This is a genomic window from Serratia sp. SA088, assembly GCF_049065515.1.
GTDB lineage: Bacteria > Pseudomonadota > Gammaproteobacteria > Enterobacterales > Enterobacteriaceae > Serratia > Serratia nematodiphila.
On the sequence record NZ_JBAKGW010000003.1, the window covers coordinates 454,968 to 470,173 of the forward strand.

Sequence of the window (15,206 nt, forward strand, 5' to 3'; positions counted from 1 at the left end):
ATGTTGGAAAACTATAAACACACCACCGTCCTGCTGGACGAAGCCGTCAATGGCCTCAACATCCGCAGCAACGGCATATATATCGACGGTACTTTTGGTCGCGGTGGCCATTCTCGTCTGATTCTGTCCCAGCTGGGGCCGGAAGGGCGCTTGCTGGCGATTGACCGTGACCCTCAGGCGATTGCAGCCGCCAAATCTATTGAAGATCCTCGTTTTACCATCGTACACGGCCCATTTTCCGAGTTGTCGCACTATGTGCGGGAGCGCGAGCTGGTGGGCAAGATCGACGGCGTTCTGCTCGATCTGGGCGTTTCCTCGCCGCAGCTTGACGACGCGGAGCGCGGGTTCTCCTTTATGCGCGACGGCCCGCTGGACATGCGCATGGATCCGTCCACCGGCCTGTCCGCCGCGGAATGGCTGATGAAGGCCGAAGCGGACGACATCGCCTGGGTGCTGAAAACCTTTGGCGAGGAGCGTTTCGCCAAGCGCATCGCGCGCGCCATCGTGGAAAGAAACCGCGTGGAGCCGATGACGCGGACCAAAGAGCTGGCGGATCTGATCGCCGATGCCAGTCCGTTCCGGGAAAAGCACAAGCACCCGGCGACGCGCAGCTTCCAGGCGATCCGCATCTATATCAACAGCGAGCTGGAAGAGATCGAGCGTGCGCTCGACGGCGCGCTGGAAGTGCTGGCCCCGCAGGGCCGTTTGTCGATCATCAGCTTCCACTCGCTGGAAGACCGCATCGTCAAACGCTTTATGCGTCACCATAGCCGCGGCGCCCAGGTGCCGGCCGGCATTCCGTTGACCGAAGAGCAGCTGCGCGGCATGGGCGGCCGGACGCTGAAAGCGCTGGGCAAAATGATGCCGTCGGAAGCGGAAGTGGCGGACAACCCGCGTGCGCGCAGCTCGGTGCTGCGTATTGCTGAGAGGATGCCCGCGTGATCGGCAACGAACGTCACGGTCTGGTTGGGGTCATTGGCGGCGATCTGCTGCGCAACGCCAAGATCCCCCTGATTTTACTGATTGCGTCACTGGTCTCCGCGATTTTCGTGGTGACTACCGCGCACCGCACCCGCCTGCTGACCGCCGAGCGCGAACAGCTGGTTCTGGAGCGCGATGCGCTGGACATCGAGTGGCGCAACCTGATTTTAGAAGAGAACGCCCTCGGCGATCACAGCCGGGTTGAACGTATCGCGACAGAAAAACTGCAGATGCAACACGTTGATCCATCGCAGGAAAATATCATCGTTAAACAATGAATGGTTTAACCGGAATAATGACACGGAGTAGAAAGGAAACGCATGAAAGCAGCGCGCCCCGGTAAGTTGAGACGCCAGGAAGATCAGGCCAGCTTTGTCAGCTGGCGTTTTGCGTTGCTGTGCGGCTGCATTTTGCTGGCGATGGTTGGCCTGATGTTGCGCGTCGCGTACCTGCAGGTCATCAACCCCGATCGTCTGGTGAAAGAAGGCGACATGCGTTCGCTGCGCGTGCAGGAAGTGCCGACCGCGCGCGGCATGATCAGCGATCGCGCCGGCCGTCCGTTGGCGGTCAGCGTGCCGGTGAATGCGGTGTGGGCCGATCCGAAAGAGCTGAACGAGCGCGGCGGCATCACGCTGGACAGCCGCTGGAAAGCGCTTTCCGATGCGCTGAACATCCCGCTGGACCAACTCTCCAACCGCATCAACGCCAACCCGAAAGGGCGCTTCGTTTATCTGGCGCGCCAGGTTAACCCGGCGATCGGCGACTACATCCACAAACTCAAGCTGCCGGGGATCTACCTGCGGCAGGAGTCGCGCCGTTACTATCCGGCGGGGCAGGTGACGTCGCACATCATCGGCGTGACCAACATCGACGGGCAAGGTATCGAAGGCGTAGAGAAGAGCTTCGACCGCTGGCTGACCGGGCAACCGGGCGAGAGAACGGTGCGCAAGGACCGCTTCGGCCGGGTGATCGAAGACATCTCCTCCGTCGACAGCCAGGCGGCGCACAACCTGGTGCTGAGCGTCGATGAGCGCCTGCAGGCGCTGGTGTATCGCGAGCTGAACAATGCGGTGGCGTTCAACAAGGCCGAATCGGGCACTGCGGTGCTGATCGATGTGAACACCGGCGAAGTGCTGGCGATGGCCAACAGCCCGTCTTACAACCCGAACAACATGGCCGGTACGCCGAAAGAAACCATGCGTAACCGCGCCATCACCGATATTTTTGAACCCGGTTCAACCGTGAAGCCAATGGTGGTGATGACCGCGCTGCAAAACGGCGTGGTGAGAGAAAACAGCGTGCTGAACACCATCCCGTATCGCATTCAGGGCCACGAGATCAAAGACGTGGCGCGGTACTCGGAGCTGTCATTGACCGGGATCTTGCAGAAGTCGAGTAACGTCGGTGTTTCAAAGCTGGCGTTAGCGATGCCGTCCTCAGCGTTAGTAGATACTTACTCTCGTTTTGGGCTGGGAAAAGCGACCAATTTGGGGCTGGTCGGAGAAAGCAGTGGCATATACCCAAAAAAACAACGGTGGTCTGACATAGAGAGGGCCACCTTCTCTTTCGGCTACGGGCTGATGGTAACTCCGTTACAGTTGGCGCGAGTCTATGCAACGATCGGCAGCCTGGGCGTGTATCGCCCATTGTCGATCACCAAGGTTGACCCTCCGGTCGCCGGCGAGCGCGTTTTCCCTGAACCTCTGGTGCGCACCGTGGTGCACATGATGGAAAGCGTGGCCTTGCCGGGCGGCGGCGGCGTAAAAGCCGCCATCAAGGGATACCGTATCGCCATCAAAACCGGTACCGCGAAAAAAGTGGGCCCGGACGGCAAATACGTCAACCGATACATCGCTTATACCGCCGGCGTCGCGCCGGCAAGTAACCCCCGTTTTGCCCTGGTGGTCGTCATCAACGACCCGCAGGGTGGGAAATACTATGGTGGCGCAATCTCCGCGCCGGTGTTCGGCGCCATCATGGGCGGCGTATTGCGCACCATGAACGTCGAGCCTGACGCGTTGCCCACCGGTGACAAAAGCGAATTAGTGATTAACAAGAAAGAGGGTTCAGGTGGCAGATCGTAATTTGCGCGACTTACTCGCCCCGTGGGTGCCGACGGCACCCGGGCGCGCGCTGCGGGAAATGACATTAGACAGCCGTGTGGCGGCTGCCGGGGATCTGTTTGTCGCCGTGGTCGGCCATCAAACGGATGGGCGCCGCTATATTCCGCAGGCCATCGCGCAGGGCGTCGCCGCTGTGATCGCCGAGGCTGACGGTCAGGCCGAAGACGGCGCCATCGTTGAGATGCACGGCGTGCCGGTGATCTACCTGAGCCAACTGAACCAGCGCCTTTCCGCGCTGGCCGGGCGTTTTTACCATCAGCCGGGCGAGCGCTTGCGCCTGGTCGGCGTGACCGGCACCAACGGCAAAACCACCACCACGCAGCTGCTGGCGCAGTGGAGCCAACTGCTGGGCGAAACCAGCGCGGTGATGGGCACCGTCGGCAACGGCCTGCTGGGCCAGGTGTGTCCGACCGAGAATACCACCGGTTCTGCGGTGGATGTTCAACACGTATTAAACGAGTTGGCGGAACAGGGCGCGACCTTCGCCGCCATGGAAGTTTCTTCCCACGGTTTGGTGCAACACCGGGTAGCGGCGCTGCCGTTCGCTGCGGCGGTCTTCACCAACCTGAGCCGCGATCACCTGGATTACCACGGTGATATGGCCAATTACGAAGCGGCCAAATGGTCGCTGTTCGCCGCCCACAACGTGGGGCAGGCGATCATCAACGCCGACGATGAAGTCGGTCAGCGCTGGCTCGGCAAATTGCCGGATGCGGTAGCGGTGACGATGCAGGACAACCTGCAGCCGGGCTGCCACGGCCGCTGGCTGAAAACCACGGCGGTCGACTATCACGACAACGGCGCGACTGTTCGTTTCAGCTCCAGCTGGGGCGACGGCGAGATCGAAAGCCGCCTGATGGGCGCGTTCAACGTCAGCAACCTGCTGTTGGCATTGGCGACGCTGCTGTCGTTGGGCTACCCGCTGGAGGCGCTGGTGGAAACCGGCAGCCGTCTGCAGCCGGTCTGCGGCCGCATGGAAGTGTTTAACGCGCCGGGCAAACCGACGGTAGTGGTGGATTACGCCCACACGCCGGATGCGCTGGAGAAAGCGCTGGAAGCCGCGCGTCTGCACTGCCAGGGGCAGCTGTGGTGTGTGTTCGGCTGCGGCGGCGATCGCGACAAGGGCAAGCGTCCGCTGATGGGCGGCATCGCCGAGCAGTTCGCCGATCGCGTGGTGATCACCGATGACAACCCGCGCACCGAAGAGCCGCGCGCGATTATCAACGACATCCTGACCGGATTGCTGGACGCCGGGCAGGCGCTGGTGATCCACGGCCGCGCCGAAGCGGTGACCAGCGCCATCATGCAGGCGCAGGAGCAGGATGTGGTGCTGGTGGCGGGCAAAGGCCACGAAGATTATCAACTGGTGGGCAACCGCCGCCTGGATTACTCCGACCGCACGACGGTCGCCCGACTGCTGGGGGTGCTGGCATGATCCCTGTCTCTCTTCAGACACTGGCTGAGGTATTGAGCGCTGAACTGGTGGGCGCCGATTGCCAAATTGTCGAGGTGACGACAGACACCCGCAAGGTGACCGCCGGTTGCCTGTTTGTGGCGCTGAAAGGCGAGCGTTTCGACGCGCACGACTTCGCGGCGGATGCCGTAGCCGCAGGCGCCGGGGCGCTGCTGGTCAGTAAGCGCTTATCAGTGGACGCGCCGCAGCTGGTGGTGCAAGACACCCGTTTGGCGCTGGGCCAGCTTGGCGCCTGGGTGCGTCAACAGGTGCCGGCGCGCGTGGTAGCGCTGACCGGTTCCTCGGGCAAGACATCGGTGAAAGAAATGACCGCCGCCATTCTGCGTGAATGCGGCGAAGTGCTGTATACCGCCGGCAACTTCAATAACGACATCGGCGTGCCGCTGACGCTGTTGCGTCTGGAGCCGCAGCATGATTTTGCCGTGATAGAGCTGGGCGCTAACCACATTGGCGAAATTGCTTACACCACCGCATTGACGCGTCCGCAGACCGCTTTGGTGAACAACCTGGCGGCCGCGCACCTGGAAGGCTTCGGCTCGCTGGCCGGCGTCGCCCAGGCGAAAGGTGAAATCTTTACCGGCCTGCCGGCCGACGGCGTGGCGATCATCAACGCCGATAACAACGACTGGCCGCACTGGCAGAGCATGCTGGACGGCAAAACCGTCTGGCGCTTCTCGCCACAGGCCGCCGAAGGCGTGGACTTCTTCGCGGACGACGTGCGGGTGAACGGCGCAGGCACGCAGTTCACGCTGCACAGCCCGTTCGGCACCGCCGAGATCGCGCTGCCGCTGCCGGGGCGCCACAACGTGGCCAACGCGTTGGCGGCCACGGCGCTGGCGATGTCGCTAGGCGCCACCCTGGAAGCGGTGCGTCAGGGGTTAAAACAATTGCAGGCGGTGCCGGGGCGTTTGTTCCCGGTGGCGCTGGCCGAAGGTAAGCTGCTGCTGGACGACAGCTACAACGCCAACGTCGGGTCGATGACCGCGGCGGCGCAGGTGCTGGCGGAGATGCCGGGCTACCGCGTGATGGTGGTCGGCGATATGGCTGAGCTGGGCGCAGAAGCGGAAGAGTGCCACCGTCAGGTGGGCGAAGCCGCCCGTCTGGCCGGGGTCGACAAAGTGATCAGCGTCGGCGGGTTGAGCCGCGTGCTGAGCGAAGCTTCCGGCAACGGCGAACATTATCAGGACAAGACAGCAGTGATCGCGCGCGTGGCGGAATTACTGTCGGAACATGCGGTCATCACCGTGTTAATCAAAGGTTCACGTAGTGCCGCAATGGAGCAGGTAGTACGCGCGTTACAGGAGAAAGCACCATGTTAGTTTGGCTGGCCGAGCATTTGGTCAAGTATTACTCAGGCTTCAACGTCTTTTCTTATCTGACGTTCCGAGCCATTGTCAGCCTGCTGACCGCGCTGTTCCTGTCGTTGTGGATGGGCCCGCGGGTGATCAAGCGTCTGCAAGAAATGTCCTTCGGGCAGGTGGTGCGCAACGACGGCCCCGAGTCGCACTTCAGCAAGCGCGGCACGCCGACCATGGGCGGCATCATGATCCTGACCTCCATCACCATTTCGGTGCTGATGTGGGCCTACCCGTCCAACCCGTATGTCTGGTGCGTGCTGTTTGTGCTGGTGGGTTACGGCATCGTCGGTTTCGTCGACGACTACCGCAAGGTGGTGCGTAAGGACACCAAAGGGCTGATCGCCCGCTGGAAGTATTTCTGGCAGTCGGTGATTGCGCTGATTGTCGCATTCGCCATGTACGCCGTAGGAAAAGACACGCCAGCCACCGAGCTGGTTGTGCCGTTCTTTAAGGACGTGATGCCGCAGCTGGGCCTGCTGTACATCCTGCTGGCCTATTTCGTCATCGTCGGCACCAGCAACGCGGTCAACCTGACCGACGGCCTGGACGGCCTGGCGATTATGCCGACGGTATTCGTGGCGGCCGGTTTCGCGCTGGTGGCCTGGGCGACCGGTAACATGAACTTCGCCAACTACCTGCATATTCCGTATCTGCGTCATGCCGGTGAGTTGGTGATCGTCTGCACCGCCATCGTCGGCGCCGGCCTTGGGTTCCTGTGGTTCAACACCTACCCGGCTCAGGTATTTATGGGCGACGTCGGTTCGCTGGCGCTGGGCGGCGCGCTGGGCACTATCGCGGTGCTGCTGCGCCAAGAGTTCTTGTTGGTGATCATGGGCGGCGTATTCGTGGTAGAGACGCTGTCGGTGATCCTGCAGGTGGGGTCGTTCAAGCTGCGCGGGCAACGCATTTTCCGCATGGCGCCGATTCACCACCACTATGAATTGAAAGGCTGGCCGGAACCGCGCGTGATCGTGCGCTTCTGGATCATTTCGCTGATGCTGGTGCTGATTGGCCTGGCAACGCTGAAGGTGCGTTAATCATGGCAGACTATCAGGGTAGAAAAGTCGTCATCATCGGGTTGGGCCTCACCGGCCTGTCCTGTGTCGATTTCTTCATGGCGCGCGGCGTAACGCCGCGCGTGATGGATACCCGTATCGCGCCGCCAGGGTTGGACAAACTGCCTGAAAGCGTGGAGCGCCATTTGGGCGATTTGAATCAGGACTGGCTGCTGGCGGCGGATCTGATCGTCGCCAGTCCGGGCGTCGCGTTGGCGACCCCGGCATTGAGCGCCGCAGCGGACGCCGGCGTGGAAATCGTCGGCGACGTCGAACTGTTCTGCCGCGAGGCGCAGGCGCCGATCGTGGCGATCACCGGCTCCAACGGCAAGAGCACCGTCACCACCCTGGTGGGCGAAATGGCGAAAGCCGCCGGTTGGGCGGTAGGCGTGGGCGGCAATATCGGCCTGCCGGCGCTGAGCCTGTTGCGTCAGGAATGTCAGCTGTACGTGCTGGAACTGTCCAGCTTCCAGCTTGAAACGACGCATAGCCTGCGAGCGGCGGCGGCGACCATCCTGAACGTGACCGAAGATCATATGGATCGTTATCCATTTGGCCTGCAGCAGTATCGCGGCGCCAAGCTGCGCGTGTATGAAAACGCCGCGGTGTGCGTGGTGAACGCGGACGATGCGCTGACCATGCCGGTGCGCGGCGCCGACGAGCGCTGCGTCAGCTTCGGGGCGGACGTGGGCGACTATCACCTGAACCGTCAGCAGGGCGAAACCTGGCTGCGGGTGCGCGGTGAGAAGGTGCTGAATACGCGCGAGATGAAGCTGACCGGCCGCCACAATTACACCAACGCCCTGGCGGCGCTGGCGTTGGCGGATGCGGTCAATATCCCGCGTGCCTCCAGCCTGAAGGCGCTGACCACCTTTACCGGCCTGGCGCACCGTTTCCAGCTGGCCTGGGAGAACAACGGCGTTCGTTGGATCAACGATTCCAAAGCCACCAACGTCGGCAGCACCGAAGCGGCGCTGAACGGCCTGCAGGTGGACGGCACGCTGCATCTGCTGCTGGGCGGCGACGGCAAATCCGCCGATTTCTCACCGCTGGCGCGCTATCTGCAGGGCGACAACGTGCGTCTGTATTGCTTTGGCCGCGACGGCGCCCAGCTGGCGCAGCTGCGGCCGGAAGTGGCGACGCTGACCGAGACCATGGAGCAGGCGATGCGCACCATCGCCGGCCGCGTACAGCCCGGCGATATGGTGCTGTTGTCGCCGGCCTGCGCCAGTCTCGATCAGTTCCGTAATTTTGAAGTGCGCGGCGATGAGTTCGCCCGCCTGGCGCAGGAGCTTGGCGGATGAAACTACGCTTGCCGAACTTCGGGCTGACAGAACGGATGAAAGACTGGGTGACCGGCGCGCGTGACAACGACGCGGTCAACATGGTGCTGTACGACCGCACCCTGCTGTGGCTGACCTTCGGGTTGGCGATCATCGGCTTCGTGATGGTGACTTCGGCGTCGATGCCGATCGGCCAACGCCTGGCGGACGATCCGTTCCTGTTCGCCAAACGCGATGCGCTGTACCTTGGCCTGGCGTTCGGCTTGTCTCTGGTGACGCTGCGCATCCCGATGGAAGTTTGGCAGCGCTACAGCAACGTGATGCTGCTGATGTCGATCGTGATGCTGCTGATCGTCCTGGTGGTGGGGAGCTCGGTGAACGGGGCCTCGCGCTGGATCGCGCTCGGCCCGCTGCGTATTCAGCCGGCGGAGCTGTCCAAGCTGTCGCTGTTCTGCTATCTGGCGAGCTATCTGGTGCGCAAGGTGGAAGAGGTGCGCAGCAACTTCTGGGGCTTCTGCAAGCCGATGGGCGTGATGGTGGTGCTGGCGGTGCTGCTGCTGGCGCAACCGGATCTCGGCACCGTGGTGGTGCTGTTCATCACCACGCTGGCGATGCTGTTCCTGGCCGGCGCGAAAATGTGGCAGTTCCTGGCGATCATCGGCTCCGGCGTGTTCGCCGTGGTGCTGCTGATTATCGCGGAACCGTACCGTATGCGCCGCGTGACCTCGTTCTGGAACCCGTGGGCCGACCCGTTCGGCAGCGGCTACCAGCTGACCCAGTCGCTGATGGCATTCGGCCGCGGTGAGTTCTGGGGGCAGGGGCTCGGCAACTCGGTGCAGAAACTGGAGTATTTGCCGGAAGCGCACACCGACTTCATCTTCTCCATTTTGGGTGAAGAACTGGGCTATATCGGTGTGGTTTTAGCCCTGTTAATGGTATTCTTCGTCGCTTTTCGCGCGATGTCCATCGGGCGCCGCGCGCTGGAGATCGACCAACGCTTCTCCGGCTTCCTGGCCTGCGCGATCGGCGTGTGGTTCAGCTTCCAGGCGCTGGTTAACGTCGGCGCCGCCGCAGGCATGCTGCCGACCAAAGGTCTGACGCTGCCGCTGATCAGTTACGGCGGCTCGAGCTTGCTGATTATGTCGACGGCGATCGTGCTGTTGCTGCGAATTGATTATGAAACGCGCCTGACCAAGGCTCAGGCGTTTGTGAAGAGGTAAGGGATGAGCGGGAAACCTAAGCGTTTAATGGTGATGGCAGGCGGTACCGGCGGGCACGTGTTCCCGGGGCTGGCGGTCGCGCATCATCTGATGGCGCAGGGCTGGCAGGTGCGCTGGCTCGGAACCGCAGACCGAATGGAAGCCGATCTGGTGCCGAAGCACGGGATCGAGATTGATTTTATCCGCATCTCCGGCCTGCGCGGCAAGGGCCTGAAGGCCCAGCTGACCGCGCCATTGCGCATCTGGCAGGCGGTGCGGCAGGCGAAAGCCATCATGCGCAGTTATCAGCCGGATGTGGTGCTGGGGATGGGGGGTTACGTTTCCGGCCCCGGCGGCCTGGCGGCCTGGCAGTGCGGCATCCCGGTGGTGCTGCACGAGCAGAACGGCATCGCCGGTTTGACCAACCGCTGGCTGGCGCGCATCGCCGCCAAAGTGATGCAGGCCTTCCCCGGCGCGTTCCCGAACGCCGAGGTGGTGGGCAACCCGGTGCGTACCGACGTGTTGGCGCTGCCACTGCCGGCGGAGCGGTTGCAAGGGCGCGAAGGCCCGATCCGCGTGTTGGTGATTGGCGGAAGTCAGGGCGCGCGCGTGCTGAATCAGACAGTTCCTGAAGTCGCGGCGCGTTTGGGCGATAGAATTACGCTCTGGCATCAGGTGGGCAAGGGCGCGCTGGAAACGGTGCTGCGCGACTACGAGAGGGTAGGGCAGACGCAGCACAAGGTGACCGAGTTCATCGACGACATGGCCGCCGCCTACGCCTGGGCCGACGTGGTGGTCTGCCGCTCCGGCGCGTTGACCGTCAGCGAAATCGCGGCGGCGGGGCTGCCGGCGATCTTCGTGCCGTTCATGCACAAGGACCGTCAGCAGTACTGGAATGCGCGTCCGCTGGAAGAAGCCGGCGCGGCGAAGATTATCGAACAGCCGCAGTTTAACGCCGATGTGGTGGCCGAACTGCTGGCGAGCTGGGATCGCAAGACGCTGCTGGCCATGGCCGAGAAAGCGCGCGCGGTCGCCATTCCGGACGCCACCGAGCGCGTGGCGGCGGAGCTGGTGCGGCTCGCCAAGTAACGAGTGCAGGGGTTCGGTGCGCCGAACCTGAATAAAGCAATGTGATGTAGGGCCGGGATACCGGGTCCGGATTAGAGAGAGTGATGAATACACAACAACTGGCGAAACTACGTACTATCGTGCCCGAGATGCGTCGCGTCCGGCACATTCACTTTGTCGGCATCGGTGGCGCCGGCATGGGTGGTATCGCCGAAGTGTTGGCAAACGAAGGGTATCAGATCAGCGGCTCCGACCTGGCGCCGAATCCGGTGACCCAACAGTTGAGCGCGCTCGGAGCGACGATTTATTTCAATCACCGCCCGGAAAACGTGCTGGATGCGAGCGTGGTGGTGGTCTCTACCGCCATCTCCGCCGACAACCCGGAGATCGTCGCCGCTCGTGAAGCGCGCATCCCGGTGATCCGCCGCGCTGAAATGCTGGCGGAGCTGATGCGTTTTCGTCACGGCATCGCTATTGCCGGCACGCACGGCAAAACCACCACCACGGCGATGGTCTCGAGCATTTATGCCGAAGCCCGCCTGGACCCGACCTTCGTCAACGGCGGGCTGGTGAAGGCGGCGGGCACCCACGCACGACTGGGATCCAGCCGTTATCTGATCGCGGAAGCGGATGAGAGCGATGCGTCGTTCCTGCATCTGCAGCCGATGGTGGCCGTGGTCACCAACATTGAAGCCGACCACATGGACACCTACCAGGGCGACTTTGAGAACCTGAAACAGACGTTTATCAATTTCTTGCACAACCTGCCGTTCTACGGCCGTGCGGTGATGTGCATCGACGATCCGGTAGTGCGCGAGCTGCTGCCGCGCGTGGGGCGCCATATCACCACCTACGGCTTCAGTGAAGATGCCGACGTGCGCATCGAAGACTACCGGCAGATTGGGCCGCAGGGGCACTTTACCCTGAGCCGCCAGGACAAGCCGTTGCTGACGGTAACGCTGAACGCGCCGGGCCGCCACAATGCGTTGAACGCAGCGGCGGCGGTGGCGGTAGCGACCGAAGAAGGCATCGACGACGAAGATATCCTGCGCGCGCTGGCGGGCTTCCAGGGCACCGGGCGCCGCTTCGATTTCCTCGGCGAGTTCCCGCTGGAACCGGTCAACGGCAAAGCGGGCAGCGCGATGCTGGTGGACGATTACGGCCACCATCCGACCGAGGTGGACGCCACGCTGAAAGCGGCGCGCGCCGGCTGGCCGGACAAGCGTTTGGTGATGATCTTCCAGCCGCACCGTTATACGCGCACCCGCGATCTGTACGACGATTTCGCCAACGTGCTGTCGCAGGTGGATGTGCTGCTGATGCTCGACGTGTACGCCGCCGGCGAAGCGCCGATCCCGGGCGCGGACAGCCGTTCGCTGTGCCGCACCATCCGCAGCCGCGGCAAGCTGGATCCGATCCTGGTTTCCGATGCCGATAGCGTGCCGGAAACCCTGGCGCAGCTGCTGCAGGATGAAGACTTGGTGCTGGTGCAGGGCGCCGGCAACGTGGGCAAAATCGCCCGTAAACTGGCCGAGCTGAAGCTGCAGCCGCCGAAGAAAGAGGAGGAGCACCATGGCTGATAAAGTTGCAGTTCTGCTGGGCGGCACCTCCGCCGAACGCGAAGTTTCCCTGCAGTCCGGCGCCGCGGTGCTGGCCGGGTTGCGCGAAGCCGGTATCGATGCGCACGGCGTCGACACCCGCGATTTCCCGGTGACCCAGTTGAAAGAGCAGGGATTCACCAAAGTATTTATCGCGCTGCACGGGCGCGGCGGCGAGGACGGCACCCTGCAAGGGCTGCTGGAGTTCCTCGAACTGCCTTATACCGGCAGTGGCGTGATGGCCTCGGCGCTGACCATGGACAAATGGCGCACCAAGATGGTGTGGCAGTCGATGGGCTTGCCGGTAGCGCCTTACGTGGCGCTGAATCGCCAGCTGTACCTCGGCGCCGAAAAAGCGGCGCTGCTGGCGCGCGTGGCGGATCTCGGTTTGCCGCTGATCGTCAAGCCGAGCCGTGAAGGCTCCAGCGTCGGTATGAGCAAGGTCACCGAAAGCGCGGCGTTGGCAGCGGCGCTGGAAGAAGCCTTCCGCCATGACGACGATGTGCTGGTGGAGAAGTGGTTGAGCGGCCCGGAATACACCGTGGCGATGCTGGGCGACCAGGTTCTGCCGTCAATCCGCATCCAGCCGGCCGGCGTGTTTTACGACTACCAGGCCAAGTACATTTCGGACGACACGCAGTACTTCTGCCCGAGCGGTTTGAGCGCCGAGCAGGAAGCCGAGATGGCGGCGTTGGCGCTGCGCGCCTACCGCGGTCTGGACTGCAGCGGCTGGGGCCGCGTCGACGTGATGCAAGACAGCGATGGCCGCTTCTATCTGCTTGAGGTGAACACCTCTCCGGGCATGACTAGTCATAGCCTGGTGCCGATGGCGGCGCGCCAGTTTGGATTAAGCTTCTCGCAGTTGGTGGCGAGAATTTTGGAGTTGGCCGACTGATATGTCGCAAGCTGCCCTGAATGCGCGCGATCGCGAGGTGGATAACGGCCCGCGCCGCAGCAATGGAACCCAGTTGGCGGGAATGATTTTCCTGCTGATGGTGTTGGGAACGGTCGTGTGGAGCGGTTGGGCGGTGCTTGGCTGGATGAAAGACGCCAGCCGCCTGCCGCTCTCAAGGCTGGTGGTGACCGGCGAACGCCATTACACCACCAACGATGATATTCGTCAGGCGATCCTGGCGCTGGGCGCACCCGGCACCTTTATGACGCAGGATGTGGACGTCATCCAGCAGCAGATCGAACGTCTGCCGTGGATCAAGCAGGCCAGCGTGCGCAAACAATGGCCGGATGAGCTGAAGATCCATCTGGTGGAGTACGTCCCGGTGGCGCGCTGGAACGATTTGCACATGGTGGACGCCGAGGGCAAAGCGTTCAGCGTACCGGCGGAGCGGGCGGGCAAGCAGAAGTTGCCGCTGCTCTACGGGCCGGAAGGGAGCGAGCAGGATGTGCTGGAAGGCTATCGGGCGATGAGCGCCACGTTGGCGGCCAGCAAATATACGCTGAAAATGGCGGCGATGACCGCGCGCCATTCCTGGCAGCTGGCGCTGGACAACGATGTCCGGCTTGAGCTGGGGCGCGATGACCGCAACGGGCGTTTGCAGCGGTTTATCGAGCTTTACCCGGTATTGCAGCAGCAGGGCCAGGCGGAGAGCAAGCGTGTCAGCTATGTCGATCTGCGCTACGAGTCCGGCGCTTCGGTAGGGTGGGCTCCGGTGTTGGTCGATCCGCAGGCGCTTGGCGGTCAGCAAAACAGTAATCAGCAACAGAATCAGGCACAGGCAAAACAACAATGATCAAGTCGACGGACAGAAAACTGGTAGTTGGACTGGAGATCGGTACTGCAAAAGTCTCCGCGTTGGTAGGGGAAGTTCTGCCCGATGGCATGGTCAACATTATCGGGGTGGGCAGCTGCCCGTCTCGCGGTATGGATAAGGGTGGCGTAAACGACCTGGAATCGGTGGTGAAGTGCGTACAGCGCGCCATCGATCAGGCCGAGCTGATGGCGGACTGCCAGATCTCTTCGGTGTACCTGGCGCTGTCGGGCAAACACATCAGCTGTCAGAACGAAATCGGCATGGTGCCGATCTCGGAAGAGGAAGTGACGCAGGACGACGTGGAGAATGTGGTGCACACCGCCAAATCGGTGCGCGTGCGCGACGAACACCGTATCCTGCACGTGATCCCTCAGGAATATGCCATCGATTATCAGGAAGGCATCAAAAACCCGGTTGGGCTGTCCGGCGTGCGCATGCAGGCCAAGGTGCATCTGATTACCTGCCATAACGATATGGCGAAGAACATCGTCAAGGCCGTGGAACGTTGCGGCCTGAAAGTTGACCAACTTATTTTCGCCGGTCTGGCCGCGAGCTACGCGGTGCTGACCGAAGATGAACGCGAACTCGGCGTTTGCGTGGTGGATATCGGCGGCGGCACCATGGATATGGCGGTGTATACCGGCGGTGCGCTGCGCCACACCAAAGTGATCCCTTATGCCGGGAACGTGGTCACCAGCGATATCGCCTACGCCTTCGGCACGCCGCCGACCGACGCGGAAGCGATCAAAGTTCGACACGGTTGTGCGCTTGGGTCGATTGTTAGCAAGGATGAGAATGTAGAGGTGCCTAGCGTCGGGGGACGTCCTCCGCGCAGTCTGCAAAGACAGACGCTGGCTGAAGTCATTGAGCCACGCTACACCGAACTGTTGAATCTGGTTAACGATGAAATTTTGCAATTGCAGGAGCAACTGCGTCAGCAAGGGGTGAAGCATCATCTGGCGGCAGGTATCGTGCTGACCGGTGGCGCCGCCCAGATTGATGGCCTGGCAGCCTGTGCGCAACGGGTGTTCCACACTCAGGTACGCATCGGCCAACCCTTGAACATCACGGGGCTGACGGATTATGCGCAGGAGCCTTACTACTCGACGGCGGTAGGTCTGCTGCACTATGGAAAAGAGTCTCACCTGAGCGGTGAGACAGAAGTAGAAAAACGCGCCTCGGTGGGCAATTGGTTTAAACGCATCAATAGCTGGCTGAGAAAAGAGTTTTAATGTTTCAACAAAGAGATCATGCTGAGTAATCTTTTTATGATCTCGCAGCGACAGGCACAAAACGGA

General features: G+C 62.1%; 13 protein-coding genes. All 13 read left to right on the forward strand.

The window, feature by feature from the left end; all coding sequences use genetic code 11:
- The 13 genes from rsmH to ftsA all read left to right on the forward strand — a co-directional run bounded on the left by rsmH (position 1) and on the right by ftsA (position 15,140).
- Positions 1–942, forward strand: coding sequence for a 16S rRNA (cytosine(1402)-N(4))-methyltransferase RsmH (gene rsmH / locus ACOWVD_RS10880; RefSeq protein WP_004932794.1), 942 nt, complete (start codon positions 1–3; stop codon positions 940–942).
- A complete protein-coding gene (gene ftsL / locus ACOWVD_RS10885; protein WP_015376645.1) occupies positions 939–1,259 on the forward strand; it encodes a cell division protein FtsL in 321 nt (106 codons plus the stop codon). Before rsmH ends, ftsL begins: the two co-directional genes overlap by 4 nt.
- A 42-nt stretch (positions 1,260–1,301) precedes the next feature.
- Entirely contained in the window at positions 1,302–3,065 is a 1,764-nt protein-coding gene (locus ACOWVD_RS10890; RefSeq protein ID WP_004932790.1) for a peptidoglycan glycosyltransferase FtsI, read from the forward strand.
- A complete protein-coding gene (murE, locus tag ACOWVD_RS10895; RefSeq protein ID WP_015376646.1) occupies positions 3,052–4,539 on the forward strand; it encodes a UDP-N-acetylmuramoyl-L-alanyl-D-glutamate--2,6-diaminopimelate ligase in 1,488 nt (495 codons plus the stop codon). Before ACOWVD_RS10890 ends, murE begins: the two co-directional genes overlap by 14 nt.
- Positions 4,536–5,897: a UDP-N-acetylmuramoyl-tripeptide--D-alanyl-D-alanine ligase gene (murF, locus tag ACOWVD_RS10900; RefSeq protein WP_421105629.1), complete on the forward strand. Its 1,362-nt coding sequence runs from the start codon at positions 4,536–4,538 to the stop codon at positions 5,895–5,897. Before murE ends, murF begins: the two co-directional genes overlap by 4 nt.
- Positions 5,891–6,973 carry a phospho-N-acetylmuramoyl-pentapeptide-transferase gene (gene mraY, locus ACOWVD_RS10905; protein ID WP_004932782.1) on the forward strand — a complete coding sequence of 361 codons (1,083 nt, stop codon included), beginning with the start codon at positions 5,891–5,893 and terminating at the stop codon, positions 6,971–6,973. Before murF ends, mraY begins: the two co-directional genes overlap by 7 nt.
- A 2-nt stretch (positions 6,974–6,975) precedes the next feature.
- The gene (gene murD, locus ACOWVD_RS10910; protein WP_033651671.1) at positions 6,976–8,295 is read left to right on the forward strand and encodes a UDP-N-acetylmuramoyl-L-alanine--D-glutamate ligase; all 1,320 of its coding nucleotides are present in this window, start codon (positions 6,976–6,978) and stop codon (positions 8,293–8,295) included.
- Positions 8,292–9,494 (forward strand): cell division protein FtsW, encoded by a 1,203-nt coding sequence (gene ftsW, locus ACOWVD_RS10915; protein WP_004932776.1) that lies wholly within the window; start codon positions 8,292–8,294, stop codon positions 9,492–9,494. The genes murD and ftsW overlap by 4 nt, the downstream gene beginning before the upstream one ends.
- Before the next feature lie 3 nt (positions 9,495–9,497).
- A complete protein-coding gene (murG, locus tag ACOWVD_RS10920) occupies positions 9,498–10,562 on the forward strand; it encodes an undecaprenyldiphospho-muramoylpentapeptide beta-N-acetylglucosaminyltransferase (RefSeq protein WP_004932773.1) in 1,065 nt (354 codons plus the stop codon).
- An 83-nt stretch (positions 10,563–10,645) separates the two neighbouring features.
- Positions 10,646–12,121 carry a UDP-N-acetylmuramate--L-alanine ligase gene (gene murC, locus ACOWVD_RS10925; protein WP_028127852.1) on the forward strand — a complete coding sequence of 492 codons (1,476 nt, stop codon included), beginning with the start codon at positions 10,646–10,648 and terminating at the stop codon, positions 12,119–12,121.
- A complete protein-coding gene (locus ACOWVD_RS10930; protein ID WP_015376651.1) occupies positions 12,114–13,034 on the forward strand; it encodes a D-alanine--D-alanine ligase in 921 nt (306 codons plus the stop codon). Before murC ends, ACOWVD_RS10930 begins: the two co-directional genes overlap by 8 nt.
- Before the next feature lies 1 nt (position 13,035).
- Positions 13,036–13,887: a cell division protein FtsQ gene (gene ftsQ / locus ACOWVD_RS10935; protein ID WP_004932761.1), complete on the forward strand. Its 852-nt coding sequence runs from the start codon at positions 13,036–13,038 to the stop codon at positions 13,885–13,887.
- Entirely contained in the window at positions 13,884–15,140 is a 1,257-nt protein-coding gene (gene ftsA / locus ACOWVD_RS10940) for a cell division protein FtsA (protein WP_004932758.1), read from the forward strand. Before ftsQ ends, ftsA begins: the two co-directional genes overlap by 4 nt.
- The last annotated feature ends 66 nt before the right edge of the window (positions 15,141–15,206 follow it).

Bases quoted from the DNA above. Each gene is read 5' to 3' on its own strand.
- ftsW (WP_004932776.1), top strand. From the start codon at position 8,292: ATGAAACTACGCTTGCCGAACTTCGGGCTGACAGAACGGATGAAAGAC.
- murG (WP_004932773.1), top strand. From the start codon at position 9,498: ATGAGCGGGAAACCTAAGCGTTTAATGGTGATGGCAGGCGGTACCGGC.
- murD (WP_033651671.1), top strand. From the start codon at position 6,976: ATGGCAGACTATCAGGGTAGAAAAGTCGTCATCATCGGGTTGGGCCTC.
- ftsA (WP_004932758.1), top strand. From the start codon at position 13,884: ATGATCAAGTCGACGGACAGAAAACTGGTAGTTGGACTGGAGATCGGT.
- ftsQ (WP_004932761.1), top strand. From the start codon at position 13,036: ATGTCGCAAGCTGCCCTGAATGCGCGCGATCGCGAGGTGGATAACGGC.
- ACOWVD_RS10930 (WP_015376651.1), top strand. From the start codon at position 12,114: ATGGCTGATAAAGTTGCAGTTCTGCTGGGCGGCACCTCCGCCGAACGC.
- murC (WP_028127852.1), top strand. From the start codon at position 10,646: ATGAATACACAACAACTGGCGAAACTACGTACTATCGTGCCCGAGATG.
- ACOWVD_RS10890 (WP_004932790.1), top strand. From the start codon at position 1,302: ATGAAAGCAGCGCGCCCCGGTAAGTTGAGACGCCAGGAAGATCAGGCC.
- rsmH (WP_004932794.1), top strand. From the start codon at position 1: ATGTTGGAAAACTATAAACACACCACCGTCCTGCTGGACGAAGCCGTC.
- mraY (WP_004932782.1), top strand. From the start codon at position 5,891: ATGTTAGTTTGGCTGGCCGAGCATTTGGTCAAGTATTACTCAGGCTTC.
- murF (WP_421105629.1), top strand. From the start codon at position 4,536: ATGATCCCTGTCTCTCTTCAGACACTGGCTGAGGTATTGAGCGCTGAA.